The 23,784-nt window shown below is 71.3% G+C and carries 24 protein-coding genes and 1 pseudogene; 11 read left to right on the top strand and 14 right to left on the bottom strand.

All coding sequences use genetic code 11. The features are described 5' to 3' along the window. The first annotated feature begins 10 nt into the window (after positions 1 to 10). On the top strand, positions 11 to 1,039 hold the full coding sequence (locus OG624_RS18665) for a hypothetical protein (protein WP_371639610.1): 1,029 nt from the start codon (positions 11 to 13) through the stop codon (positions 1,037 to 1,039). A gap of 21 nt (positions 1,040 to 1,060) precedes the next feature. Here OG624_RS18665 and OG624_RS18660 read toward each other — a convergent pair whose 3' ends face one another. Together OG624_RS18660 and OG624_RS18655 are read right to left on the bottom strand one after the other, a co-directional pair. Next, complete coding sequence (locus tag OG624_RS18660) at positions 1,061 to 1,903, bottom strand: hypothetical protein (protein ID WP_371639609.1); 843 nt, start codon at positions 1,901 to 1,903, stop codon at positions 1,061 to 1,063. A 9-nt stretch (positions 1,904 to 1,912) separates the two neighbouring features. Beyond that, positions 1,913 to 2,413: a SigE family RNA polymerase sigma factor gene (locus OG624_RS18655; RefSeq protein WP_266352261.1), complete on the bottom strand. Its 501-nt coding sequence runs from the start codon at positions 2,411 to 2,413 to the stop codon at positions 1,913 to 1,915. A 221-nt stretch (positions 2,414 to 2,634) separates the two neighbouring features. Between OG624_RS18655 and OG624_RS18650 the strand changes: the two genes are divergently transcribed. After that, positions 2,635 to 3,252: an HAD family hydrolase gene (locus tag OG624_RS18650; protein ID WP_371592996.1), complete on the top strand. Its 618-nt coding sequence runs from the start codon at positions 2,635 to 2,637 to the stop codon at positions 3,250 to 3,252. A gap of 27 nt (positions 3,253 to 3,279) precedes the next feature. Here OG624_RS18650 and OG624_RS18645 read toward each other — a convergent pair whose 3' ends face one another. After that, complete coding sequence (locus OG624_RS18645; RefSeq protein ID WP_030012938.1) at positions 3,280 to 3,531, bottom strand: hypothetical protein; 252 nt, start codon at positions 3,529 to 3,531, stop codon at positions 3,280 to 3,282. A gap of 177 nt (positions 3,532 to 3,708) precedes the next feature. Between OG624_RS18645 and OG624_RS18640 the strand changes: the two genes are divergently transcribed. After that, positions 3,709 to 4,092 carry a cold-shock protein gene (locus OG624_RS18640; RefSeq protein ID WP_030012939.1) on the top strand — a complete coding sequence of 128 codons (384 nt, stop codon included), beginning with the start codon at positions 3,709 to 3,711 and terminating at the stop codon, positions 4,090 to 4,092. A gap of 74 nt (positions 4,093 to 4,166) precedes the next feature. Here the strand turns inward: OG624_RS18640 and OG624_RS18635 are convergent, their stop codons facing one another. The 4 genes from OG624_RS18635 to OG624_RS18620 all read right to left on the bottom strand — a co-directional run bounded on the left by OG624_RS18635 (position 4,167) and on the right by OG624_RS18620 (position 7,814). Then, entirely contained in the window at positions 4,167 to 5,030 is an 864-nt protein-coding gene (locus tag OG624_RS18635; RefSeq protein ID WP_033223678.1) for a 1,4-dihydroxy-6-naphthoate synthase, read from the bottom strand. Further along, positions 5,011 to 5,742 (bottom strand): futalosine hydrolase, encoded by a 732-nt coding sequence (locus OG624_RS18630; RefSeq protein ID WP_371587951.1) that lies wholly within the window; start codon positions 5,740 to 5,742, stop codon positions 5,011 to 5,013. Before OG624_RS18630 ends, OG624_RS18635 begins: the two co-directional genes overlap by 20 nt. 13 nt (positions 5,743 to 5,755) lie before the next feature. Continuing rightward, complete coding sequence (locus OG624_RS18625) at positions 5,756 to 6,247, bottom strand: hypothetical protein (RefSeq protein WP_033223680.1); 492 nt, start codon at positions 6,245 to 6,247, stop codon at positions 5,756 to 5,758. Between the two features lie 208 nt (positions 6,248 to 6,455). After that, complete coding sequence (locus OG624_RS18620; protein ID WP_266352254.1) at positions 6,456 to 7,814, bottom strand: MFS transporter; 1,359 nt, start codon at positions 7,812 to 7,814, stop codon at positions 6,456 to 6,458. Positions 7,815 to 8,142: 328 nt separating this feature from the next. Between OG624_RS18620 and OG624_RS18615 the strand changes: the two genes are divergently transcribed. The 3 genes from OG624_RS18615 (at position 8,143) to OG624_RS18605 (ending at position 10,917) form a co-directional block, all read left to right on the top strand. After that, positions 8,143 to 9,066: a DUF3027 domain-containing protein gene (locus OG624_RS18615; protein WP_030727732.1), complete on the top strand. Its 924-nt coding sequence runs from the start codon at positions 8,143 to 8,145 to the stop codon at positions 9,064 to 9,066. 56 nt (positions 9,067 to 9,122) lie between these two features. Next, positions 9,123 to 9,326 (top strand): hypothetical protein, encoded by a 204-nt coding sequence (locus OG624_RS18610; protein ID WP_161293933.1) that lies wholly within the window; start codon positions 9,123 to 9,125, stop codon positions 9,324 to 9,326. Between the two features lie 127 nt (positions 9,327 to 9,453). Next, the gene (locus OG624_RS18605) at positions 9,454 to 10,917 is read left to right on the top strand and encodes a flotillin family protein (RefSeq protein ID WP_033223681.1); all 1,464 of its coding nucleotides are present in this window, start codon (positions 9,454 to 9,456) and stop codon (positions 10,915 to 10,917) included. Between the two features lie 208 nt (positions 10,918 to 11,125). Here the strand turns inward: OG624_RS18605 and OG624_RS18600 are convergent, their stop codons facing one another. Then, on the bottom strand, positions 11,126 to 12,142 hold the full coding sequence (locus tag OG624_RS18600) for a hypothetical protein (protein WP_051763532.1): 1,017 nt from the start codon (positions 12,140 to 12,142) through the stop codon (positions 11,126 to 11,128). A gap of 76 nt (positions 12,143 to 12,218) precedes the next feature. On the opposite strand from OG624_RS18600, the gene OG624_RS18595 reads away from it, so the two are divergent. Continuing rightward, positions 12,219 to 12,911, top strand: a complete 693-nt coding sequence (locus OG624_RS18595; RefSeq protein WP_033223682.1) for a GDSL-type esterase/lipase family protein — start codon at positions 12,219 to 12,221, stop codon at positions 12,909 to 12,911. Between the two features lie 56 nt (positions 12,912 to 12,967). Here OG624_RS18595 and OG624_RS18590 read toward each other — a convergent pair whose 3' ends face one another. Both OG624_RS18590 and OG624_RS18585 read right to left on the bottom strand, forming a co-directional pair. Continuing rightward, the gene (locus tag OG624_RS18590; protein WP_033223684.1) at positions 12,968 to 13,957 is read right to left on the bottom strand and encodes an aldo/keto reductase; all 990 of its coding nucleotides are present in this window, start codon (positions 13,955 to 13,957) and stop codon (positions 12,968 to 12,970) included. 132 nt (positions 13,958 to 14,089) lie between these two features. After that, complete coding sequence (locus OG624_RS18585) at positions 14,090 to 15,739, bottom strand: recombinase family protein (RefSeq protein WP_033223685.1); 1,650 nt, start codon at positions 15,737 to 15,739, stop codon at positions 14,090 to 14,092. A gap of 152 nt (positions 15,740 to 15,891) precedes the next feature. On the opposite strand from OG624_RS18585, the pseudogene OG624_RS18580 reads away from it, so the two are divergent. Continuing rightward, positions 15,892 to 16,191, top strand: a pseudogene (locus tag OG624_RS18580) (aldo/keto reductase); the annotation flags it as partial. A gap of 175 nt (positions 16,192 to 16,366) precedes the next feature. Here the strand turns inward: OG624_RS18580 and thpR are convergent. The 3 genes from thpR to OG624_RS18565 form a co-directional block, all read right to left on the bottom strand. Then, a complete protein-coding gene (gene thpR / locus OG624_RS18575; protein ID WP_033223686.1) occupies positions 16,367 to 16,921 on the bottom strand; it encodes an RNA 2',3'-cyclic phosphodiesterase in 555 nt (184 codons plus the stop codon). 188 nt (positions 16,922 to 17,109) lie between these two features. Continuing rightward, entirely contained in the window at positions 17,110 to 18,468 is a 1,359-nt protein-coding gene (locus OG624_RS18570) for an MFS transporter (protein ID WP_244290886.1), read from the bottom strand. A gap of 26 nt (positions 18,469 to 18,494) precedes the next feature. Beyond that, the gene (locus OG624_RS18565) at positions 18,495 to 18,932 is read right to left on the bottom strand and encodes a MarR family winged helix-turn-helix transcriptional regulator (RefSeq protein ID WP_030010566.1); all 438 of its coding nucleotides are present in this window, start codon (positions 18,930 to 18,932) and stop codon (positions 18,495 to 18,497) included. A gap of 130 nt (positions 18,933 to 19,062) precedes the next feature. Between OG624_RS18565 and OG624_RS18560 the strand changes: the two genes are divergently transcribed. After that, entirely contained in the window at positions 19,063 to 19,245 is a 183-nt protein-coding gene (locus tag OG624_RS18560; protein WP_030010567.1) for a hypothetical protein, read from the top strand. A 1-nt stretch (position 19,246) separates the two neighbouring features. Here OG624_RS18560 and OG624_RS18555 read toward each other — a convergent pair whose 3' ends face one another. Beyond that, complete coding sequence (locus OG624_RS18555) at positions 19,247 to 20,710, bottom strand: NCS2 family permease (RefSeq protein ID WP_033223688.1); 1,464 nt, start codon at positions 20,708 to 20,710, stop codon at positions 19,247 to 19,249. A 128-nt stretch (positions 20,711 to 20,838) separates the two neighbouring features. Here OG624_RS18555 and OG624_RS18550 point away from each other — a divergent pair, with 128 nt between their 5' ends. Together OG624_RS18550 and OG624_RS18545 are read left to right on the top strand one after the other, a co-directional pair. After that, complete coding sequence (locus tag OG624_RS18550) at positions 20,839 to 21,153, top strand: DUF2530 domain-containing protein (protein ID WP_371592993.1); 315 nt, start codon at positions 20,839 to 20,841, stop codon at positions 21,151 to 21,153. 148 nt (positions 21,154 to 21,301) lie between these two features. Continuing rightward, the gene (locus tag OG624_RS18545) at positions 21,302 to 23,767 is read left to right on the top strand and encodes a cation-translocating P-type ATPase (protein ID WP_033223690.1); all 2,466 of its coding nucleotides are present in this window, start codon (positions 21,302 to 21,304) and stop codon (positions 23,765 to 23,767) included. Positions 23,768 to 23,784 lie beyond the last annotated feature (17 nt).

Genomic DNA, 23,784 nt, shown 5'->3' with positions numbered 1-23,784 from the left:
GAGCCTGGGCGTGGGGATCGAAAGCGACCATCTGGTCTACGAATATCTGAGCCGCGTCGGGGACTTGGCGCAACAGCGGCAGCTGTCCTCCGGCGACCGGATGAGGCTGGTGTCGGGGCTGCGGGACGAGATCGACCGTCGGCGCGCCAAGTACGACCCGGACACCCCGGCCGCGGTACGCCGCATCCTGGAGCGGATCGGCACGCCCGAAGAGGTCCTGGACACCCTCGGAACCCTGGGTGCTCCCGGTTCCGCCGGCTCCCGACAGGGCGCGGCCCCCGCCGCCGCGGCCCCCGTCGAGCCCGACCTGTCGGTCCCCGTCCAGCGGGGCCCGGGCCGCCTGCGCGGCCGGAACGCGCCCCCGGCGCCCACGGCGGAACCGGAGAACGTGCCGCCGCACCTGGCCGGGATGGACGAGCTCGGCCCCTCCGGCGGGGCCGAGCCCGACTGGTGGCGGATGAGCCCGGGGGCGCGCGGCGGCCCGCAGGTCGAGGGCTTCGCGGGCGGCATCGAGATCCCGGACCTGTTCAAGGAAGGCCCGGAGGAGGGGGCGGCGGAGGCCGGCAAGGGCGGGTCGGCTGCGCCCGCACCGGACGAGAAGGGCGCGCGGAGCCTCGTACGGTTCCTGCGCGAGCGGCGGCGCGCGAAGAAGGAGGCGGCGGCCGCCGCTCCCGGGGCGGAGGCCGCCGTGGCCGCGGCGGGCCGGCCGCGGCCGAACGCCTTCCTGCTGCTGGCCGCGGCCGTGCTCGTGGTCGGCGTGGTCACCGGCTACTGGCTGCTCCTCGTGGTGGGCTGGCTCCTTCCGTACGCCTCGCGCGTGCTGGGGCCCGCCGAACGCAAATGGGCGGTCTTCGGCCCGCCCGGTGCCGTGCTCGCCGGGGCGGTGCTGTGGGTGTGGGGCCGGATGAACGGCAAGTGGGGCGAGACCCTGGCCGACGACCAGCTGAGCGGGGCGCTGCACGGGATGTGGCCGTGGGTGCTGCGGGGCGCCGCGCTGGCGTCCGCGCTGTACCTGGTGTGGCGGGCACGGCGGCGGTAGCGGCCAGGGCGCCGGGTCCGGTCAGCCGCCCACGACCGTGCGCTGCATCTCCTCCAGCGGGTCGCGGTCGGCCGCCTCGACCAGGTCGAGGAAGGCGGAGGACTTGGCGACGTCGAGGAGCTGTTGGGCGGTGACGGGCGCCGAGGTGTTCGACGCGTCGTGCGGGCCGACGCTCAGCGAGACGTCGCTGGCTCCGTAACGGAACCGGACCCGGGACTCGGTGACGTTGCCGTTGTTGATCGGCGAGACGGCCGCATCGGCCTGGATGCCGCCGGGCAGGGTGGCCTTCGAGCAGACCGTGCCCTTGATCTCGCGGCAGGTCTGGGGCTCCATGCTCGGGTCGGACGGCCGCACCGAGAAGATGATGTGGAAGGTCTTGCCGTCCTTGCTGCCCTGGTACTGCCGCACGCCCAGGTCGATCCGCTGCACGGTGCCGACCGACGGCGGCAGCAGCTGCTGGAGCACCCCGACGGCCCGGTTCTGGAAGTTCTCCTGCCGGGCCCGTTCGGCGGGCGGCAGGTCGGCCATCGACGATTCGCCCGGACTGGGTTCGAGGTGGATCGGCGGCGGTGGTGCGGAGCTCGTGGGCGGCGCGGCCACGTCGATCACCCCGGTGCTGCCGGTCGGCCCCTCGTCGTCGCCGCCCGGCAGGACGAAGGCGCCGGCCAGGCCGAGTCCGGCCACGGCCAGGACCGCGCCGCCGATCGTCGCCCGGAAGCGCGCCCTGCGGCGCAGGCCCTGGGCGCGGGCCGGGCCCACCAGGTCCGCCGTGACGGGCAGTTCCGCGGTGACACGGTCCATCGCGTCCCGGACGAGCACGGCCGTGGTCCGGTCGTCGGTGGTGTGGTCCTCGTTGGTACCCATGGCGTCTCCTCAGCTCTCGGTGGCGTAGATGTGGGCCTCGCCGAGCCGCGCGCGCAGCTTCGTCAGGGCGCGTGAGCACTGGCTCTTGACGGTGCCCTCGCTGCAGCGCAGCAGCTCGGCGACGGTCTCGACGCTCAGGTCCTCCCAGTAGCGCAGGACGACCATGGCGCGGGCCCGCGGCGGGAGTTCGGCCAGCGCGGCGAGCAGGGTGACCCGCAGGTCGGCGTGCTCGGACGGAGCCGGCGGATCGGCGCGCCGGTGGGCCAACAGGTCCCGCAGGCGCCGTCGCCGCTCGGCGAGGAAGGTGCGGGTCAGCACGGTTCTCGCGTACGCGTCGGGATACTCGGTGGCGGACACCCGCCGCCAGTGCTGGAACAGCTTCGCGAGCGTCGTCTGCGTCAGATCGCGGGCGCCGTCGGCGTTCCCGCACAGCAGGTACGCGGTCCGGTACAGCTTGCGTTGACCGGCCCGGGCAAAGGCCTCGAAATCGTGCTCGGTGCCTGGTGGCATCCGCCCTCCCCTTCACACGGTGTCTCTCACCCCTGTCCTGAGCGCCGCCGCCGGGAAAAGGTTGAACACCGAGGTGAAGAATTTCGAAGGAGCCGCGCACCCGCCGCGCACCCGCCGAGAATCCGCCGAGAACCTGCCGGGAACCGGCCGAGCACCGGACGTTCTCCTGGGGGAGGCCCGCAGTCGGCCTCCCGTGCGGGCGCCTCGGCACAATGGAGGGTATGAACCTCACCGTCGGCTTCGACCTCGACATGACCCTCATCGACTCACGCCCGGGAATCAAGGCCGCCTACCAGGCCCTCTCCGCCGAGACGGGAACCTTCATCGATGCCGACGAGGCGGTCACCCGGCTGGGCCCGCCGCTGGAGGAGGAGCTCGCGCACTGGTTCCCGGAGGCCGATATCCCGGCCATGGCCGACCGCTACCGGGAGATCTACCCCACCTACGCCATCGGGCCGACCCCGGCGATGCCCGGCGCCCGTGAGGCCATCGAGGCCGTCCAGGCACTGGGCGGACGCGCGATCGTGGTCACGGCCAAGCACGAGCCCAACGCCCGCCTGCACCTGTCGCACCTCGGCATCGAGGCCGACGCGGTCGTCGGCTGGCTCTGGGCGGAGGCCAAGGCCGGTGCGCTGCGCGAGTACGGGGCGCAGGTCTACGTCGGCGACCACGTCGGCGACGTACGCGGCGCCCGCACGGCCGGCGCGCTGTCGGTGGTGGTGCCCACCGGGCCGTGCCCCGAGGAGGAACTGCGCGAGGCGGGCGCGGACGTGGTCCTGCCCGACCTCACCGCACTGCCGCAGTGGCTCGCCCAGTACGTGGCCGCGCAGCCGGTCTGAGAGCTTCCCGACTGCCAGGGGCGGCCCCTACGCCTGCGAGGCCCGGGCCGCCCGGCGCTGCGCCGCGGCCGAGCGGAGCACGCCCGCCGCGGAGATGGCGAAGCCGACGCCCATGAGCATGCACACCGCCCACGCGTACGACGGGAACGGGTCCATGTCGAGGAAGAGCGGCGCCATGGTCGCCAGCGTGGCCACGGCACCGGCGATGAACACGATGCCGCCGGCCTTGACGAGTCCGTCGCCGGGCCGCGCTTCGTCTGAATGAGGAGTAACAGTCACCTCACCAGGGTAGTTCCCTGGCCGAAGCAGCCGACCGTGAAGGACCGGGGAACGTCTTGTCACCCGGCCCCCGACCACTAGCCTTGAGGTGGCGGGTCACTCATGGCCCGCTGCGCTGTTGTCCGGAGCCGTTCACGGCCCTTCGGACCCCGACGAGCACAAGGACAGAGGACGGACGTGCCTACCGGCAAGGTCAAGTGGTTCAACAGTGAGAAGGGCTTCGGCTTTCTCTCCCGTGACGACGGCGGCGACGTCTTCGTCCACTCGTCGGTGCTCCCCGCCGGGGTGGACGCTCTCAAGCCCGGCCAGCGCGTCGAGTTCGGTGTCGTCGCGGGCCAGCGCGGTGACCAGGCACTTTCTGTGACGGTACTCGACCCGGCACCCTCCGTCGCGGCGGCGCAGCGGCGCAAGCCCGACGAGCTCGCCTCGATCGTGCAGGACCTCACCACCCTGCTGGAGAACATCACCCCGATGCTGGAGCGCGGCCGCTACCCCGACAAGGTGCACGGCACGAAGATCGCCGGACTGCTCCGCGCGGTGGCCGACCAGCTCGACGTCTGAGTCCCACCGGCACGCGTACGACCGCGCCCCGCCACTCGAAAGAGCGGCGGGGCGCGGACGTGCGTACGGGGCGATCAGCCCTGCGGGAAGTCCAGCGAGCCGGGCGCGATGGCCGGTACCAACCCCTCGGCCGCCGCCCGGGTGAGCAGCCCGCGCACCGCCGCGTAGCCGGAGTCACCGAGGCCGGCGGTGAACTCGTTGACGTAGAGACCGATGTGCTGGTCGGCGACGGCCGGGTCCAGCTCCTGGGCGTGCGCGCGGACGTACGGGCGGGAGGCCTCCGGGTCGTCCCAGGCCATCCGGACCGACGTACGGGCCGACTCGGCCAGCGCGCGCAGCCGCTCCGCGCCCAGCGAGCGCTTGGCGATGATCGCGCCGAGCGGGATCGGCAGACCGGTCGTCGACTCCCAGTGCTCACCCATGTCGGCCAGGCAGTGCAGCCCGTAGTCCTGATAGGTGAACCGGGCCTCGTGGATCACCAGTCCGGCGTCCACCCGGCCGTCGCGGACCGCCGGCATGATCTCGTGGAACGGCAGGACGACGACCTTGCCGACCCCCTCCGGCAGCACGTCCGCCGCCCACAGCCGGAACAACAGGTAGGCGGTGGAGCGTTCGCTCGGCACGGCCACCGTCCGCCCGGCCAGGTCGAGCCCCGGCTCGCGGGTCAGCACCAGCGGGCCGCAGCCGCGCCCCAACGCCCCGCCGCACGGCAGCAGCGCGTACTCCTCCAGCACCCACGGCAGCACCGCGTACGACACCTTCAGCACGTCCAGCTCACCGCGCTCGGCCATGCCGTTGGTGATGTCGATGTCCGCGAAGGTGACGTCGAGGGCGGGCGCGCCCGGCACCCGGCCGTGCGCCCACGCGTCGAAGACGAACGTGTCGTTCGGGCACGGCGAATAGGCGATCTTCAGCGCTTCACCGGTGGTCGTGCTCATGGCGTTCTCCCCAGTTCGCGAGTACGGGCCCCAGCACACGGAAGCCGTCGGCGAGCGCGGTGAGCGCGTCCCCGATCCGCCAGGCGGCACGGTCACGAGGGCCCACGGCATTGGACACGGCACGGATCTCCAGAACGGGCAGCCCGTGCGCGGCGGCCGCCTCCGCGACCCCGAAACCCTCCATGGCCTCGGCCCCGGCCATCGGATGCCGGGCGGCCAGCGAGGTGGCCCGGGCGGCGGTCCCGGTCACGGTGGAGACGGTCAGCACGGGCGCGAGCAGCGCCCCGGTCGCCTCGGCGGCGCGGGCCGCGAGCTCGGCGGGCGGCAGATGCACACTGTGCCCGAAGCCGAGTTCCGTGACGTCGAGGAACCCGTCGGGGGTCTCGGCCCCCAGATCGGCGGCGACGATCGCGTCCGCGACCACGAGGGAACCGAGTGGGGCGGCGGGCGCGAACCCGCCGCCGATGCCGGCGGAGACGACGAGTGAGTAGTCGGCGAGGGCCAGGGCCGTGGCGGTCCCGGCGGCGGCCGCCGCCGGACCGACGCCCCCGACGAGCACGTCGAAGGCGATGCCCGGAAGGTCCCGGCGGTTGATGAGGTAACCGCCGGGCAAGGTGCGTGGCTCAGGACCGAACGCGTCCGGATGAGGGGTCAGCCCGGTGGTGACGGAGTCTGCCTCCGCCGCCACCGCGGTCACGACGAGCGCGCGCACCGCTGCCGCCCGGTTACTTGAGCTTGAGGTTGAAGGACCAGACGGCGAGCGGCTTGCCGTCCTCGGCGATCTGCAGGAACGCCAGCTTCTTCGAGGAAGGGGCCTCGCCCTCGCCACCGGTCGCGAAGACGTCGGCGCCCGGGAAGCTGCGGTAGGTGTTCGAGGAGGGCTCGGTGATCGGCTGCCCGTCCAGGACCGCCGACCAGCGCTTGCCGTCCTCGACGATCTCCGGCTCGACCCCGAGACGCAGGGTGTCGCCCCGCGCGTACTCGACGGTCTTGGGGTTCTTGAGGTTGGTGAGGCACTCCTGGACCTGGTCAATGGAGAGCTCCTTGCCGTCGTTGTGGCAGGAGGCTTCGGCGGACACCGACGAGGTGCCGACCGTCACGGTCGCCAGCGGCGTCGGCTTCTCGCCGCAGGCGGAGAGGAGGAGGAGGCCGGCGGACACGGCTCCGAGGGCCGCGACGCTGCGGCGGGCCCTACCCGAGAAAAGCGGTGCGGTCATGAGCCGAAGGCTATCGGGCCCCTGGGCTGCGCCGCTGCATGGGGTACCGGTGGCCTGCGGCGCGGCGCGATTCGGCTCCGCCGGTTCGGCTGGTTCGGCCGGGTGCGGCGCCGCCGCGCGAGCGGTCCCGGGCTCCGCCCGGGCTTCCTGGGGCTCCGCCCCGGACCCCGCGCCTCAAACGCCGGCGAGGCTGTCTTTCAGCCCGGCCTCACGCCACGCGGGGGCGGGACGTGCCCGCGTGGTGGCGGGGCGCCGAGAGGACGCCACGCAACGCCATCGTCGTCCCCAGGGCCACGATCGCCGCGGCGACCGACATCCCCAGTACTCCGTTCAGCGGCAGCACGATGCCGATCGCACCACCCAACACCCACGCCACCTGGAGCAGCGTCTCCGAACGGGCGAACGCCGAGGTCCGCACCGACTCCGGCACGTCCCGCTGGATCATCGCGTCCAGCGACAACTTCGCCAGCGCTTGGCAGAAGCCCGCCGTCGCACCCAGCACGGCCATGAACAACCCGCTGAAGAACACCGCCGCGAGCACCGCCACCGCCAGCGCCAGACACAGCACCGCCGCGATGATCGCCTCCGGAGCCCGCGCCCGCAGCCACGCCCCCGCCGCCGTGCCGCAGGCGTTGCCCACACCCGCCGACACACCCACGATGCCCAGCGACACCGCCGCGCTCTGCCCCGCCAGCGGATGCTCGCGCAACAGGAACGCCAGGAAGAAGATCAGGAACCCGGACAGCGCACGCATCGAGGCGTTCGCCAGCAACCCGCACAACACCGACCTGCTGACCGTCCGCAGACCCGGCCGCTTCGAATGCGCCTCGTGCGTCGACAGCCGCGCCCGACGCTCCCCCTTGGCCTCGTCCACCTTGTGCGGCAGCGTGAACGCCGCGACCGTGCCCCACACGAAGACCAGACAGGCCCCGTACAGCGGCCACTGCGGCCCGATCAGATTCAGCGCGGCCCCCACCGGCGCCGCCACACCCGTGGCCAGCAGACCGGCCAACGTGACCCGCGAGTTCGCCTTGACGAGTGAGAATTTCGGCGGCAGCAGCCGAGGCACCACCGCACTGCGCACCACCCCGTACGACTTCGACGCCACCAGCACGCCCAACGCCGCCGGATACAGCTGAATGCCCCCCGTGGCCACCGCCCCCGACATCAGCAACGCCAGCAGCGCCCGCGCCAGCATCGCGGCCGCCATCGAAGCCCGGCGGCCGTGCGGCAACCGGTCCAGCAACGGGCCGATCACCGGCGCCAGCACCGTGAACGGAGCCATCGTGATGCCGAGGTACAGGGCCACCCGGCCCCGTGCCTCGTCCGTGGGAACGGAGAAGAACACCGTCGAGGCCAACGCCACCGTGATCAGCATGTCGCCGGCCCCGTTGATGGCGTGCAACTCGATCAGCTTGCCGAGGCCCGATTCACCGGCCCCGTGCGCGTGCGTGGCCCGCCGGATCCCGCGCGCCGGAAGGTGCAGCGCACGCCCGACAGCCCGGCCGGCCCGCCTGGCCGGTCCCGAGCCGTCGTCGGACGACCGTACGGGTGCCACACTCGACATAGTGCCCCACCCGGCCCTCCCGGGGCGCCTCCCGGCGCGTCGCGCACCCGGTGGCTTGTCCGCGAATCGGACCTTGCATGTGTGCCCGAGGCTTAAGAGGAGGTAGCGTGCGTAGCGCGCCACCGGCGGTTGCTCCTGGCCGCGCGCCTCTTCGTGATCCCGCAGAATGGGTCGCAGTGAGGTGCGCCCGGAGTCCGATCGGGTGCGGACGTCGACGCGGCCCTCTGGTCCGCTCCGCCCGTGCCACGTACGGACAGCACCGACGGGTCGTTGTGGACGACAGTACGGACGGCGCACACGTGAGACGGCGTAGGAGAGAACGAGACCAGTGAGTGCTGCGACGACGCGAAGCCGTACCCCGCGTACCCCCGACCGCCTGTGCGTCGAGGCGGTAGAGCTCGCCCGCGCGGCGGCCGAGGAGGCCGCCTTCCCCGGAGTGGTCGGCGCGCACGTCTCCGCCGTGGCGGAGGGCGACCGCGTCGTCACCCACTTCTTCGAGTCCAAGGAACCGGGCTACCGCGGCTGGCGCTGGGCCGTCACCGTGACCCGCGCCTCCCGCGCCAAGAACGTCACCCTCGACGAAACGGTGCTGCTCCCCGGCGACGACGCGCTGCTCGCCCCCGAGTGGGTGCCGTGGAGCGAACGACTGCGCCCCGGCGACATGGGCCCCGGCGACCTGCTGCCCACCGACGCCGAGGACCTGCGCCTGGAGCCGGGCTGGTCGGGCGAGGACACCCCGCCGCCGAACTCGGTGGTCTCCACCGAGATGGCCGAACTGGTCGAGGCCGAGGACGCCGACGTCACCGACCGCGCGGTGGTCCCCGTACGCGGCTCCATCACCTCGGTCGCCGAGGAACTGGGCATGCGCCGGGCGCGCGTGCTGTCCCGCTACGGGCTGCACACCGCCGCCGACCGCTGGGACGAGTCCTTCGGCGCCAAGACCCCGATGGCGCAGGCCGCGCCCGCCTCCTGCGTCTCCTGCGGCTTCCTGGTGGCCATCGGCGGCTCGCTGGGCCAGGCCTTCGGCGTCTGCGCGAACGAGTTCAGCCCGGCCGACGGCCGTCTGGTGTCGCTGTCCTACGGCTGCGGCGGCCACTCGGAGGCCGCGGTCATGCCGGCGCCGCTGCGACCGGCCCCGCCGGTGCTCGACTCGATGGCCTCGGACGAGTTCACCCTGCGACCGACCCCCGACAGCGGATCGGTCCCGGTCTCGGAATCCGACCTGCCGGCCGCGGACCTCGGCCACTCCTAGCCCGCTCGGCGTACCCTCGCCCCATGGGGGACACGGGTGCGGACACGGACATGGACATGGTGGGGATGACCGGCCGGGTGACCGGCACGGTCGGCCCCGGCCTGGTGGGCGAGGTCATCGTTCGGATCCGGGGCGGGGCGGAGCACTTCCTCGCCCATCCGGTCCACGGGACCGGCCGGATCCCCGTCGGGACGGTGGTGACGGTGGTCGAGTACCTGCCGCCGCGCACGGTGTACGTGATGGCCGCCTACGACAACTGACGCCCCGTCCCACCTGTACGTATCAGGATGGCGACAAGACGCGGTCCGCGTCTTCCGGCGCGGCCGCGGCAGGCGCAGACTCGGCCTCGTCGGTGCCGAACGGCACCGCGCTAAGGGGGCGTTGCCGATGGCTATCGGCGTCGTGGCGGGAATCGTTCTCGCCGCAATCGTGGCTCTGATCGGCCTGTTCAAGCTCATGTGGCGGGTGGCCGAACCGAACGAGGCACTCGTCATCTCCGGTTCCACGCACAAGACCGAGGGCCTCGGGCAGGGCATGGGCTTCCGGATCGTCACCGGGCGGGGCACGCTCGTCCTCCCGGGCGTGCAGGCGGTACGGAAACTGTCCCTGGACCTCAACGAGACCCAGCTGTCCGTGGACTGCGTCACCCACCAGGGCATCCCGCTGCGGGTGAAGGGCGTCGTCATCTTCAAGGTCGGCGACGACCTCGTGTCGATCGCCAACGCGGCCCGCCGCTTCCTGGACCAGCAGAAGATGATGCCCGAGCGCGTGCACATCGTCTTCGCGGGCCATCTGCGGTCCATCGTGGGCGGATTGACGGTCGAGGACATGATCCGCGACCGGGAGAAGCTGACGGGCCAGACCCGGATGGCCTGCGGTACCGAGATGGAGAAGCTCGGCCTGATCGTCGACTCGCTGCAGATCCACGAGATCGAGGACCCGACCGGCTACATCAAGAACCTGGCGATGCCGCACGCGGCGGCCGTGCAGCGGGACGCGCGGATCGCCCAGGCCGAGGCGAACCGGCTGGCCACGGAGGCCGAGCAGGCCGCCTTCGCCCGGATGGCCGAGGCGACGCGCGACAGCGAGATCCTGCAAGCCGGCTACCAGGCCGAACGGGACAAGGCGGCGGCGACGGCCCGGCAGGCGGGCCCGCTGTCGGAGGCGGCCGCCCGCCAGGAGGTCGTCGTCCAGGAGACCCGGGTCGCGGAGCTGGAGGCGCACCGGCGCGAGCAGCAGCTGCAGGCGGACGTACGCAAGCCCGCGGACGCGGCGGCGTACGAGACCCGCACCCGGGCCGAGGCCGAGCGCGACGCCCGGATCTCGGCGGCACAGGCTAAGGCCCGGGAGACCGAGCTCGCGGCGGCCGCCGAGGCGACGCGGGTGACGACGGCGGCGACCGCCGACGCGCAGGCCGTGGAGGCGCGGGGCATCGCGTCGGCGAAGGCGACGCGGGCGACGGGTGAGGCGGAGGCCGCGGCCACGCAGGCGCGGGGCCTCGCGGAGGCGGAGTCGGCGAAGGCCCGCGGTCTGGCCGAGGCGGAAGCGATCAAGGCGCGGGCCGCCGCGCTGGCGGAGAACCAGGAGGCGGTCGTCGCACAGCAGCTGGCCGAGAACTGGCCGGCGATCGTGGAGGCGGGCGCGGGGGCCTTCGGCAACGTGGAGCACATGGTCCTGCTGAACGGGGCCGAGGGCATGTCGGAGATGTTCGCCAAGGCGCTGACGATGGGCGGCACGGGTCTGGGCGTGGCCCGCCAACTCCTGGCCTCGATGGGCCAGGCCCCCGCCCCGGGAACCCCGTCCCCGACCACCCCACCGGTGAACGGCCGCATCCCGATCCACGAGGAGTAACCGTCAGCCTTTCAGCCCCTCGGGCCGCCCATTCAGCCCCTCCGGCGTTTGAGGAGCGGGGTCCGGGGCGGAGCCCCGGCAGCGGCGCGGGCGCCGAACCGTCGTGTTCCGGCGCGGCGCCGTCGCCGGGGGCGCTGCCCCCGGACCCCCGCGCCTCAAACGCCGGCGAGGCTGGTCAATGCGGCGAGGCCGGATGGGGGAGGTCGGGTCAGTTGCCGCCGCGGCGGCGGAGGAGGCGTTTGGCGCCCAGGACCAGGATCAGGCCGCCCGCCAGGACAAGGGCTCCCTTGCCGAAGCCGACCGTCGGTTCCGTCATCGAGGACGCGCCCGGCGGCGAGCCCGGCTGCGGTGAGGCCGACGGACCGGTGGCGGCGGCGACCGGGATCGCGATGACCCGACTGCCCTCGCCCTCCGCGCCGAACATCAGCGTGGCGCCGTCCGGCGTGTACGTCACCGACTCCGCCTGCCCCTGCCACGGCGCGTCCACCCGCTCGCCCTCACCCACCGGCAGGCCGTCCTTCCACGGGTAGGTGCGGGCCGTGAAGTAGCCCCGTAGCGTCAGCCGGGTGCCGTCGGGGGAGAACGCCCCGTCCGTCACCCACGGCACGTCGGCGACCCGCCGGAACACGTTCGTGCCGCCCGTGGACAGCTCCGCCGGGCCCTCGTACAGGCCGCCCTTGTTCTCGTCCTTGCTCGCGATGTACACCCGGCCCGTCACCGGATGGACCATCAGGGACTCCGCGTTGCGCGCGCCGTCCGCGTACTTCACCGTGAACTGCGTGGCCTCGACCGTGACATCACCCAGTTGCTTCGGCTCCGGGAAGCGGTAGATCCACACGTGGTCCCAGGTGCCGCCCCGGTTGTCGCCGATGTCTCCCACGTAGAGCTGCCCGTCCGGGCCCAGCGAGATCGCCTCGACGTCGCGCGGCTTCCCGATCCCCTTCAGCGTCACACGGGCCACCGTGCGGCCCGAGGCCGAGTCCACCGCGTAGATGAACGGGCCGTCGTCGCTGTCGTTGTGCGTCCAGTACACGCCCGGGTGGATCCGGCTGGCGGCCAGGCCGCTGGACTCCTTGATCCGCGGGTCGGAGATGGTGAAGGAGGACCCGGTGGGGGTCTCCGCCGCGAGAGCCGGGCCGCCCGTCAGCACGGCGAGGGCGGCGGCGACGGCGGTGGCGGTGGTGACGGCGGCGGAGGCGGCGGCGGACGGCGAGGGCAGGCGCATGTCCCCAGCCTGCCAGTACGTGCCGCGTGTCCGGCGTCACAGGGGTTTCTGTCGCGCGATCCGCGATGATGACCGGATGCGTTTCATGTTCGTCGGTGACTCCATGACCATCGGACGCGCCGGCGACTACACCTGGCGCTACCGGATGTGGCAGCACCTCAGCTCGACCTTCGGCGGCCCCTACCGGATCGTCGGTCCGCGCTGCGAGCTGTACGACACCGTCGCCGATACGCCCACCAGCCACGCGTACGCCGACCCGGCCTTCCCGGAGCGCGCCCGCCGCCACCTGGCCGGCTGGGGCGAGGGCTGGCAGCACATGGCCCCCCTCATAGGCCCCGCCATCGCCGACACCGGCGCCGATGTGCTCCTGGTGTCCCTCGGGCTGATCGACCTCGGCTTCTACACCGACGCCGAGCAGACCGCCGCCAACGCCCGCCGGTTCGTCGCCGAGGCCCGCACGGCCCGGCCCGCCGTCCGCATGGTCCTGCTGCCGGTCATCCCCAACAGCCGCGCCGAGGAGGACGCCCCCTTCGCGGCCGAGGTGGCCCGCTTCAACGAGCTCCTCGCGAAGGCGGTCGCGGACCTGACGACCGACGCCTCGCCGATCCTGCTGGCCGCGCGCCCGGACGCGTACGACATCCACCGCGACACCTACGACGGCACTCACCCGAACGCCTCGGGCGAGCACCGGCTGGCGGGTGAGTTCGCGGCCGTCCTGCACCAGGCGTGGGGGATCGGCGGCCCCTACCGGCCCGCGCAGGGGCTGTAACGGCGGTCGTCGCCCAAAACGAAGGGACGACGACCACCGCGCGGGCCCTTATCCGATCACCAGGCGAAGGCCTCCGGAGACGGCCCCGGCCCGGGGAAGATCTCGTCCAGCCCGGCCAGCACCTCCTCGCTCAGCTCCAGCTCCAACGCTCGCAAGGCGCTCTCCAACTGCTCGGCGGTGCGCGGGCCGACGATGGGTCCGGTCACGCCCGGCCGGGTGAGCAGCCAGGCCAGGGCGGTCTCGCCCGGCTCCAGCCCGTGCTTGTCCAGCAGGTCCTCGTACGCCTGCACCTGCGCCCGCACCGTGCTGTTGGCCAGTGCGTCCGCCGACCGGCCGGAGGCGCGGCGGCCGCCCTCGACCTCCTTCTTGATGACCCCGCCCAGCAGGCCCCCGTGCAGCGGGGACCAGGGGATGACGCCGAGGCCGTACTCCTGGGCCGCTGGGATGACCTCCATCTCTGCGCGTCGCTCGGCGAGGTTGTAGAGGCACTGCTCGCTGACCAGACCGACCATGCCGCGTCGGGCGGCCGTCTCGTTGGCCTGGGCGATTTTGTAGCCGGGGAAGTTGGAGGAGCCCGCGTAGAGGATCTTGCCCTGCTGGATGAGCACGTCGACGGCCTGCCAGATCTCCTCGAAGGGGGTTCGGCGGTCGACGTGGTGGAACTGGTACAGGTCGATGTGGTCGGTCTGGAGTCGCTTGAGGCTTGCCTCGACGGCCCGGCGGATGTTCAGTGCCGACAGCCGGTCCTCGTTGGGCCAGGTGTCTCCCTCGCGGGACATGGATCCGTAGACCTTGGTGGCGAGAACCGTCTTCTCCCGCCGGCCGCCACCTCGGGCGAACCAGGTGCCGATGATCTCCTCGGTGCGGCCCTTGTTCTCACCCCACCCATACACATTGGCCGTGTCTACGAAGTTCAGACCCGAGCCGAGCGCGGCATCCAGGATGCTGTGGCTGGTGGGTTCGTCTGTCTGAGGACCGAAGTTCATCGTGCCGAGAACGAGTCGGCTGACCTTGAGTCCCGTGCGTCCGAGCTGCGTGTACTTCATGAGCCCCAAGCCAACTGCTTCGAGTCCACTCCAAGCAAGAGCGCCCCGCGAACCCGCTGGTTTCTGCGTCAACACGCATGGTCGCGTTGACGTATGGAGGCCTGACCACCCCTGCGTACGGTCTGGTGGTGGTCAGCTTTCGCTGTGCACCGCCGCCAAGTCGCGGACTCGGCGCTTGAAGTCCATCGGGATCAGGATCTGTACACGGCCTTTCCCCTCCTGCCACATGCCGTCATGATCCTCCGGGGACATGGCTGCCATGGTGTTCATGGGCGGGAGATTCTCGGCGTGGATGACCGCCTTGATGCCGGCGGCCCGGAGTTCCTTGCCCTTCTCGTGCTGGGTCGACAGCTTCGCCCAGCGTTCCCGGTAGGTCTCGCCTGTCGGGATCTCTTCCCAGGTGTCGGGGCGGGTGGGCTGGGCCATGATTTGCTCGCGTCGTGCGTCCAGCCGTTTGTACGTATCTCGGTACTCCTGCTTGCCCAGTTCGCTGGAGTACAGGCCGGCCTCACGGTCCTCCCGGAGCTCTGCCAGAGCGCGGTTCGCCTCCGCGATGTCCCGTGTGAAGTCGATGCCCGGGCGGAAGACCTTACGCACGATCTCGACATCGCCGGCCGCGCGCAGGAACACCTCCTCGACGGCTCCCTCCAGCACATGAGCTGCGATGCCCTTGCTGCCCGTAGGGCAGGGCTTGTGCGTGGTTCGTGAGGCGCAGCGGTAGTAGGGCCAGTTCCGCCCTGGGCCGAGGTACGCCGGCTCTCCGCAGGTGCAGAAGGCGACTCTGAGCATCGGGGAGCCGCCCTTCCGGTTGCCGTTGCGTTTGCTGGTGTTCTCGTCCAGCTGCTTGTTCGCCAGCTCCCACTCCTCTTGAGTGATCAGCGGCTCCGCACGCTGGAGGGGGCGCCCGTCCGAGCCACGGACGACGCGGGGTCGCCTCGTCTTCCGGCCTTCGACGACAACTTCCTCCGTCACCTCCATCTGGCCGAGGACGTTCGGGGAACGCACCACCTTGGCTGTGTTCGCGGCGGTCCACCGGCCGCCCTTCGGGGGCTTGCCATTCCTGATCAGCTGAGCGTCAAGCGATGTCGGAGTCCTGGTCGGATCCTCGTTGAGCCACTGGGCGATGCTGTTCGCCGACTCGCCCACGATGAGCCGGCGGACGATTTCGCGCAGCGTCCCGGCGGTGTCCGTGCCGTAGTCGTCCGGGACCAGCTGCCAGCCGTCACCTGTGTCCTGCTTCTCCGCCCGGTAGCCGTACGGGATCCGACCACCGCGCCAGCGTCCCTCCTGAACCAGATGGTTGAACGAGGATTTCGCCCGGGCCTTGATGGCTTCGAGCTCTCCTTCCGCGAAGGATGCGATCAGGCTGAACAGCAGCTTGCCCATCTGCGTGTTCAGATTGACCCCGTCCTCGACGGTGGCGACCTCCTTGCCGTGCTTCTCGCACCAATCCACAAGTGTGTGCACGTGGAGTACACGCCGTGAGAGGCGGTCGAGCTTCAGCGCGCAGATGATGTCGTACTCGTCGGCCCGGGACTCTGCCAGCGCGATCCGGTGCTCGACCGAGCTGACCTCCTTGCCGATGGTGGACGGCAGCCATTTGCTGAACTCCAGACGCTTCCACGGCTCGACACCGCCGGATACGTCGAGGTCCTCGACCCATCCGACAACGACGTGCCCTTCCCGGTCGGCCCATCGTTGAACCGATCGGCGCTGGCGCTCCGGTGATGTGGTCTCGTCCGACACCTTCGACAGGCGGACCACTCCCAGCACTCGTGCCACTTGCTCTCCCCACCCCCTGTGATGCCTGGGGATCGACGCTAGGGCCTTTGGGGACGGCGTGGCGTCACATTGGATTGTTCGGTGAATCCAATGTGTACGGGTGAGGCGAGAACAAGGGCTGCACCGAGGAGATCATCGGCACCTGATTCGGCCAGGGCGGCCGGCGCGCCTCCGGCCGGTCGGCGGACGCGCTCGCGAACACCGCCGTACGGGCGCAGGTGCAGGCGTACGAGGACCTGCTGGACAAGCACGGCCTGGAGCCGGGCGAGGTCGGGCTGGCCTGGCTGCTGACGCGTCCCGGGGTCACCGGGCCGATCGTCGGGCCGCGTACGCAGGAGCAGCTCGACTCGGCGCTGCGCGCGGCGGAGCTGGAGCTCTCGCAGGAGGTCCTGGCGGGCCTGGACGAGATCTTCCCGGGTCCGGGGGCGTCGCCGGAGGCCTTCGCCTGGTAGGAGCCCGCCCAGGGGCTACTGGCCGACGGCAGCCGCCACGGCCACGACGAAGAACATCAGCACGAGCACACCGGCCATCACACGGTTTCTGGTCTTGGGATCCACCCGTCGAGCGTAACGCGGGCCGCCGGCTCTCCCGCACGCCCCCCGGCTCAGGCCGGGGGGCGTGCGGGTTTCAGCCGCCGAGCGGCCAGGCGCCGACGGTCTCGTAGCGGGGCTGCTCGCCCGGCACCCCGCTGACGGGGAGGTTGCTGCGGACCAGGCTGAGCGTGTCGACCTGCCAGGGCGTGCCCTCGAAGCCCGCGAGGGCGTCCAGGTAGGGGCGCAGCGGGGTGGTGGCGTCGCGGCTGCGGGCCAGGGTGAGGTGCGGGTTGTAGCGGCGGTGCTGTTCCATCGGTACGCCGGCCCGCCGGGCGGCGGCGTCGGTCCGTTCGGCGAGCATCCGTAGGGCTGCGAGCTCCCCGGCGGCGCCGGCCCACAGGGCGCGCTCCCCGAAGTGGCCGGAGCCGTGCAGCCGCAGGGTGAAGGGGTCCGTGCGGTGGGCGGCCCGCTCCAGGCGGGTGTGCAGTTCCGGGAGCACCTCGTCCCGTACCTCGCCCATGAAGGCGAGGGTGAAGTGCCAGCCCGCTCGCGCGGTCCACGTGAGGTGGTCGTCGTGCAGGGGGTCGACGGCCCGGGCCAGCTCGGCGACGGCCGCGTCCGGCGGGAGGACGGCTGCGAACAGTCTCATGCCGGCGAGCGTAGTCGTGCGCGGTGCCGTTGTCGGGGGCTCCGCCCCCGAACCCCCGCGCCTCGAACGCCGGCGAGGCTGGATTCCGCCGGCGCCGGCCTGCGACGCGGAGCGCAATTTCAGCCTCGCCGGCGTGTGAGGCGCGGGTCCGGGCGGGGTTCGGCGGGGTCTGGGGCGGAGCCCCCGGGTCAGGCCACCTTCACCAGTTCGCGGCGGGGCGGGAGGGCCGGGACGAACGTCACGCCGCGGCGGCTCAGGTGGACGCGGAGGTTGCCGACGCGGGCCAGGACCACGGCGATCGCGAGGGAGGCGGCCAGGGAGATCGCGCCGCCCGCGGCCATGCCGATCCGGGCGCCGTAGGTGTCCGTGATCCAGCCCAGCAGCGGGGCGCCCAGCGGGGTGCCGCCGGTGAACACCATCATGAACAGGGCCATGACCCGGCCGCGCATCTCGGGGTCGGTGGCCATCTGCACGCTGGAGTTGGCCGTGACGTTGACCGTCAGGCCGAAGATCCCGATGGGTACCAGCAGGGCGGCGAAGAGCCAGAAGCCGGGTGCGAAGGCGGTCACCAGGAGCAGGGCCGAGAACAGCACGGCCGCGGCCACCAGGACCCGCAGGCGGGACTGTCCGCGCCGGGCCGCGAGCAGGGCGCCGGCCAGGGAGCCGGCCGCGATCAGGGTGTTGAAGAGTCCGTAGGTGCCCGCGTCCCCGTGGAAGACGTCGCTGACGTACGCCGAGAGCCAGATCGGGAAGTTGAAGCCGAAGGTGCCGATGAAGCCGACGAGCGCGATCGGCCAGATCAGCTCGGGGCGGCCGGCGACGTAGCGCAGGCCTTCGCGCAGCTGTCCCTTGGCGCGGGGCCGCGGCTCGACGGGGTGCAGTTCGTGCGTCCGCATCAGCAGGAGGCCGGCGAGGGGTGCGGCGAAGGACAGTCCGTTCAGCAGGAAGGCCCAGCCGGAGCCGACGGCGGTGATCAGCACGCCGGCGATCGCCGGGCCGACCAGTCGCGCGGACTGGAAGTTGGCCGAGTTCAGGCTGACGGCGTTGGCCACCTGGTCCTTGCCGACCATCTCGGAGACGAAGGTCTGGCGGGCCGGGTTGTCGACGACGGTGACCAGGCCGATGGCGAAGGCGGCGACGTAGACGTGCCACACCTGGACGTGTCCGGCCAGGGTGAGGACGGCGAGGGCGATGCCGGTCAGGCCCATCGCGCTCTGGGTGGCGAGGAGCAGTGGCCGCTTCGGCAGCCGGTCGGCGAGTACGCCGCCGTAGAGGCCGAACATCAGCATCGGCAGGAACTGCAGGGCGATGGTGATGCCGACGGCGGAGGCGGAGCCGGTCAGCGAGAGGACCAGCCAGTCCTGGGCGATGCGCTGCATCCAGGTGCCCGTGTTGGACACCACCTGGCCGGTGGCGAAGAGCCGGTAGTTGCGGATCTTCAGCGAGCTGAACATGGAGCCCTTGCTCGCGGGTGCTGCGACGGGCGCGGCGGTAGTGGGGGTGGATATGTGGCCGGGTGCGGAATCTGCTCCGGTTCCCGTACTCAAAAGCGTTCGCCTCCTGGCGTCGTTCCTTACAGGTGCGCGAGCTTCTCCAGGACGGGGGCGGCCGCGCGGAGCTTGGCCCATTCGTCCTCGGTCAGCTCGGCCGCGAGCCCGGCCAGGAAGGCGTTGCGCTTGCGGCGGCTCTCTTCGAGCATCGCTTCGGCCTCCTCCGTCTGGCGGACCACCTTCTGGCGGCGGTCGTCGGGGTGCGGTTCCAGCGTGACCAGTCCCTTGGCTTCCAGCAACGCGACGATGCGCGTCATCGACGGCGGCTGGACGTGCTCCCGCCGCGCGAGCTCGCCGGGTGTGGCCTGGCCGCAGCGGGCGAGGGTGCCGAGGACCGACATCTCGGTCGGGCTCAGCGACTCGTCGACGCGCTGGTGCTTCAGGCGCCGCCCCAGCCGCATGACGGCGGAGCGGAGGTCGTTCACGGCGGCTGCGTCGTCGCCATGGGAAAGGTCATGCATGTATTTAGAGTAACTCATTACTCTCCCTAAGGAACACCACTTTTCCGGCTCACACCTGGGGTCACTCATACGGGTGAGTCGGCGGCTGAAAGTGACACGCGTACGCACCCTGTGCCCCGACTCTTTCGCCATGGGGACACATGTGCTGAGCATGCGCATAGACGGGGAGCTGCTCGACAGGCTCCGGATCCATGCCGCCAAACGCGGAATGAGCGTCCAGGACTATGTGGTCCGGACGCTCATTCGCGATGACTTCGACGAGCGCTTCAAGGCGGCCGTCGACGAGACAGAGAAGTTCTACGGGCTGACGTGAGCTACTGCGCGAGGCCGAGGGCGGGCATCGCGTAGTAGAAGACGAACACCGCCGACACCACGTACATGGCCACCGGGACCCCGCGTCCCCGGCCGGTCGCCAGGCGCAGCGCGCAGAAGCTGATGAAGCCGATGCCGATGCCGTTGGTGATCGAGTAGGTGAAGGGCATCATCACCATGGCCAGGAAGGCCGGGACGGCGATGGTGTAGTCGCTCCAGTCGATGTCCTTGACCGAGCCCGCCAGGATCATGAAGCCGACCGCCACGAGGGCGGGCGTGGCCGCCTGGGACGGGACCATGGTGGCGAGCGGGGTGAGGAACAGCGCCACGGCGAAGAGGCCGCCCGTCACGATGTTCGCCAGACCCGTACGGGCACCCTCGCCGACACCGGCCGTGGACTCCACGAAGCAGGTGGTCGCGGAGGAGGAGGTGGCGCCGCCCGAGGCGACCGCCAGACCGTCGACCAGCAGGACCCGGTTGATCCCGGGGAACTCGCCGGTCTTCTTGTCGATCAGCTTCGCCTCGTCGCCGACGCCGAGGATCGTGCCCATGGCGTCGAAGAAGCAGGACAGCAACACGGTGAACACGAAGAGGATGCCGGTGAGCATCCCGACCTTCTCGAAGCCGCCGAACAGGCTGACCTGGCCCACGAGCCCGAAATCGGGCGCGGCCACCGGGTTGCCGGGCCACTGGGGCACGGTGAGGCCCCAGCCCGAGTCGGGCACCTTCGCGATCAGCTGGACCACGACGGCGACCAGGGTCATCGCCACGATGGAGATCAGGATCGCGCCCGGAACCTTGCGGATCAGCAGGGCGAACGTGAACAGCACGCCGATCGCGAAGATCAGGACCGGCCAGCCGTCCAGGTGACCGGTGCCGCCGAGCTGGAGCGGGACCGTGGTGTGCGCGGCGTCCGGGATCCGGGAGACGAAGCCCGCGTCGACCAGGCCGATCAGCATGATGAACAGGCCGATACCGATGGCGATGCCCTTGCGCAGGCCCACCGGGACGGCGCTCATCACCCGTTCGCGCAGGCCGGTGGCGACGAGCAGCATCACCACGAAACCGGCCAGGACCACCATGCCCATGGCGTCGGGCCAGCTCATGCGCGGGGCGAGCTGGAGCGCGACCACCGTGTTCACGCCCAGGCCGGCGGCGAGGGCGATCGGGACGTTGCCGATCACACCCATGAGGAGAGTGGTGAAGGCGGCCGTCAGGACGGTGGCCGTCACCAGCTGGCCGGAGTCGAGCTGATGCCCGTACATGTCCTTCGCGCTGCCCAGGATGATCGGGTTCAGCACGATGATGTACGCCATGGCGAAGAAGGTCGCGAGGCCGCCGCGGACCTCGCGGGCGACGGTCGAACCGCGCTCGGAGATCTTGAAGTAGCGGTCCAGCGAGCCGGAGGGTTCCTGGGCGGAAGGCTCCGGGGAGGTGGCTTCGGGGGCGGGGGCCGGGGTACTCATACGGTCCTCATTGGGTGGTTCATACGAAGAAAATGGGCCGCGCCCAAACCGTTTCAGTATGAACACATGAACGAAAGGGCGTCCATCTCCGCGCGTAGATGGCGTTTCGCGACGCCTAGACTTGCCGCATGGCGAAATGGACTGCGAAGCACGAGGCGCCCGAGCCCCTGGAGGGCCCGGTCGTCGCCACCGTCACAGGTGGCACGATCCTGTGGTTCGCCCTCTTCCTGGTCCAGCTGCCCTTCTACGGGTGGTTTGCCGACCGTGGCCAACTGTGGTGGGTCTGGACCTGCGCGGCCGGCGGCTTCCTCGGCCTCATCGGCATCTGGTACGTCCGCGGCCGCGACGCGGCCCTTGCGCGTCACGCCGAGGCTGCTGCGCAGGCCGAGCGGGACGGGCAGGACGGGCAGACCGGGCAGCCGGGCTCGGGACCGCAGCCCTAGCGGCGGCTCCCTGCGGGGACATCCCGGAGTGTCCCCACCCCGCGGGAGGACCCGCGGCGCTACCAGGGGACGATTCGGGTCATCCTGAGGTCGGATCTTCGGACTTCTCGGCGGGTGAAGCGCAAGAAGCCCGCTTAACGTCGAAGGCATGACGCAGCGGGCTGGAACCGAATCCGACGGGCCGGAGCCGGGTGGCGGCACGGCCGCCCCCGCCATCGACGCGGGAGCGGAGCTGGACCCCGTACACCCGATGCGGCCGCCCGCGCCCCGCTTCAAGCCGGGCGGGCTGAGCACCGCCGAGGTCGCCGAGCGGGTCGCGCGGGGCGAGGTCAACGACGTTCCCGTGCGCAGCAGCCGTTCCACCGCCGACATCGTCCGCGCCAACGTCTTCACCCGCTTCAACGCGATCATCGGCGTCCTCTGGGTGATCATGCTCGTGGTCGCACCGATCCAGGACAGCCTCTTCGGCTTCGTGATCGTCGCCAACACCGGCATCGGCATCATCCAGGAACTGCGGGCCAAGAAGACCCTCGACAGCCTCGCCGTCATCGGCGAGGTCAAACCCAGCGTGCGCCGCGACGGCCGGACCGCCGAGATCTCCACCTCCGAGATCGTCCTCGGCGACGTCATCGAGCTCGGCCCCGGCGACAAGGTCGTCGTCGACGGATCCGTCGGCGAGGCCGACGGCCTGGAGATCGACGAATCCCTGCTCACCGGCGAGGCCGACCCCGTCCTGAAGAAGCCCGGGGACCCGGTCATGTCCGGGTCCTTCGTCGTCGCCGGCGGCGGCGCGTTCACCGCCACCAAGGTCGGCCGCGAGGCCTACGCCGCCCAGTTGGCCGAAGAGGCCTCCCGCTTCACGCTCGTCCACTCCGAGCTGCGCTCCGGCATCTCCACCATCCTCAAGTACGTCACCTGGATGATGATCCCGACCTCGATCGGTCTGATCATCAGCCAGCTCCTCGTCAAGGACAACAACCTCAAGGACTCCATCGCCCGGACCGTCGGCGGCATCGTCCCGATGATCCCCGAGGGGCTCGTCCTGCTCACCTCCGTGGCCTTCGCGATCGGCGTCATCCGCCTCGGCCGCAAGCAGTGTTTGGTCCAGGAACTGCCCGCCATCGAAGGCCTCGCCCGCGTCGACGTGGTCTGCCTCGACAAGACCGGCACCCTCACCGAGGGCGGCATGGACGTCACCGAGCTCCGCCCGCTCGGCGGCGCGGACCCGGCCTACGTGAAGAAGGTGCTCGGCGCCCTCGGCGAGTCCGACCCCCGCCCCAACGCCAGCCTCCAGGCGATCATCGACGCCTACCCCGACATGGCGGAGTGGCGCTGCACCGAGTCCCTGCCCTTCTCCTCCGCCCGCAAGTACAGCGGCGCCAGCTTCAGCGAGGGCGACGGGGAGAACAACACCTGGCTGCTCGGCGCCCCCGACGTCCTGCTCCCCGCCGGGGACCCGGCCCTCGACGAGATCAACGACCTCAACGAGCAGGGACTACGCGTCCTGCTGCTGGCCCGTTCCGCCCGCGAACTCGACGACGCGGCCGTCGCCACCGGGGTCCGGCCGACCGCCCTGGTCGTCCTGGAACAGCGGCTGCGCCCCGACGCCGCCGACACGCTGCGCTACTTCGAGGACCAGAACGTCAAGGCGAAGGTCATCTCCGGCGACAACGCGATCTCCGTCGGCGCGGTCGCCGGCAAGCTGGGTCTGCCGGGCGCGGAGAACACCGTCGACGCGCGGGGGCTCCCCACCGACCAGGCCGACATGGCGCAGGTCCTCGACGACAACTCCGTCTTCGGGCGGGTGAGCCCGCAGCAGAAGCGGGACATGGTCGGAGCCCTCCAGTCCAAGGGCCACACGGTCGCCATGACGGGCGACGGGGTCAACGACGTCCTCGCCCTCAAGGACGCGGACATCGGCGTCAGCATGGGCTCGGGCTCGGAGGCGACCAAGGCGGTGGCCCAGATCGTCCTCCTCAACAACAGCTTCTCGACCCTGCCCTCGGTGGTCGCCGAGGGCCGCCGGGTCATCGGCAACATCACCCGCGTGGCCACCCTCTTCCTCACGAAGACGGTCTACTCGGTGCTGCTGGCCATCCTGGTGGTCTGCTCGCAGGTCGAGTACCCCTTCCTGCCCCGCCACCTGACGCTGCTGTCGACGCTCACCATCGGCATCCCGGCCTTCTTCCTGGCCCTGGCCCCGAACAAGGAACGCGCGAAACCGCACTTCGTGAAGCGGGTCATGCGTTACGCGATCCCCGGCGGCGCCATCGCGGCCGTGGCCACCTTCGTCTCGTACCTGATCGCCCGCCACCACTACACCGGCCAGGGCGCCCTCGAAGCCGAGTCCAGCGCGGCCACGCTGACGCTGTTCCTGACGTCCATGTGGGTACTGGCGATCATCGCCCGCCCCTACACGTGGTGGCGGGTGGCCCTGGTCGGCGCGATGGGTGGGGCGTTCCTGATCGTCCTCGTCGTGCCGTGGCTGCAGACCTTCTTCCAGCTCAAGCTGGTGGGCGTCGTGGTGCCGTGGATCGCGGTGGCCGTCGCCGTGGGCGCGGCCGTGCTGATCGAGTTCACCTTCCGGTGGGTCGACCGCAAGTTCCCGGCGTAACGGTCCCGGCCCCGCGG

The organism is Streptomyces virginiae (assembly GCF_041432505.1).
Taxonomy (GTDB): Bacteria; Actinomycetota; Actinomycetes; order Streptomycetales; family Streptomycetaceae; genus Streptomyces; species Streptomyces virginiae_A.
This window is presented reverse-complemented; position numbering and strand designations above follow the sequence as displayed.

Bases quoted from the DNA above. Each gene is read 5' to 3' on its own strand.
- OG624_RS18550 (WP_371592993.1), top strand. From the start codon at position 20,839: ATGGCGAAATGGACTGCGAAGCACGAGGCGCCCGAGCCCCTGGAGGGC.
- OG624_RS18655 (WP_266352261.1), bottom strand. From the start codon at position 2,413: ATGCCACCAGGCACCGAGCACGATTTCGAGGCCTTTGCCCGGGCCGGT.
- OG624_RS18545 (WP_033223690.1), top strand. From the start codon at position 21,302: ATGACGCAGCGGGCTGGAACCGAATCCGACGGGCCGGAGCCGGGTGGC.
- OG624_RS18635 (WP_033223678.1), bottom strand. From the start codon at position 5,030: ATGAGCACGACCACCGGTGAAGCGCTGAAGATCGCCTATTCGCCGTGC.
- OG624_RS18555 (WP_033223688.1), bottom strand. From the start codon at position 20,710: ATGAGTACCCCGGCCCCCGCCCCCGAAGCCACCTCCCCGGAGCCTTCC.
- OG624_RS18625 (WP_033223680.1), bottom strand. From the start codon at position 6,247: ATGACCGCACCGCTTTTCTCGGGTAGGGCCCGCCGCAGCGTCGCGGCC.
- OG624_RS18590 (WP_033223684.1), bottom strand. From the start codon at position 13,957: ATGAAGTACACGCAGCTCGGACGCACGGGACTCAAGGTCAGCCGACTC.
- OG624_RS18560 (WP_030010567.1), top strand. From the start codon at position 19,063: ATGGGGACACATGTGCTGAGCATGCGCATAGACGGGGAGCTGCTCGAC.
- OG624_RS18600 (WP_051763532.1), bottom strand. From the start codon at position 12,142: ATGCGCCTGCCCTCGCCGTCCGCCGCCGCCTCCGCCGCCGTCACCACC.
- OG624_RS18610 (WP_161293933.1), top strand. From the start codon at position 9,123: ATGGTGGGGATGACCGGCCGGGTGACCGGCACGGTCGGCCCCGGCCTG.
- OG624_RS18565 (WP_030010566.1), bottom strand. From the start codon at position 18,932: ATGCATGACCTTTCCCATGGCGACGACGCAGCCGCCGTGAACGACCTC.
- OG624_RS18660 (WP_371639609.1), bottom strand. From the start codon at position 1,903: ATGGGTACCAACGAGGACCACACCACCGACGACCGGACCACGGCCGTG.
- OG624_RS18605 (WP_033223681.1), top strand. From the start codon at position 9,454: ATGGCTATCGGCGTCGTGGCGGGAATCGTTCTCGCCGCAATCGTGGCT.
- thpR (WP_033223686.1), bottom strand. From the start codon at position 16,921: ATGAGACTGTTCGCAGCCGTCCTCCCGCCGGACGCGGCCGTCGCCGAG.
- OG624_RS18650 (WP_371592996.1), top strand. From the start codon at position 2,635: ATGAACCTCACCGTCGGCTTCGACCTCGACATGACCCTCATCGACTCA.
- OG624_RS18595 (WP_033223682.1), top strand. From the start codon at position 12,219: ATGCGTTTCATGTTCGTCGGTGACTCCATGACCATCGGACGCGCCGGC.
- OG624_RS18620 (WP_266352254.1), bottom strand. From the start codon at position 7,814: ATGTCGAGTGTGGCACCCGTACGGTCGTCCGACGACGGCTCGGGACCG.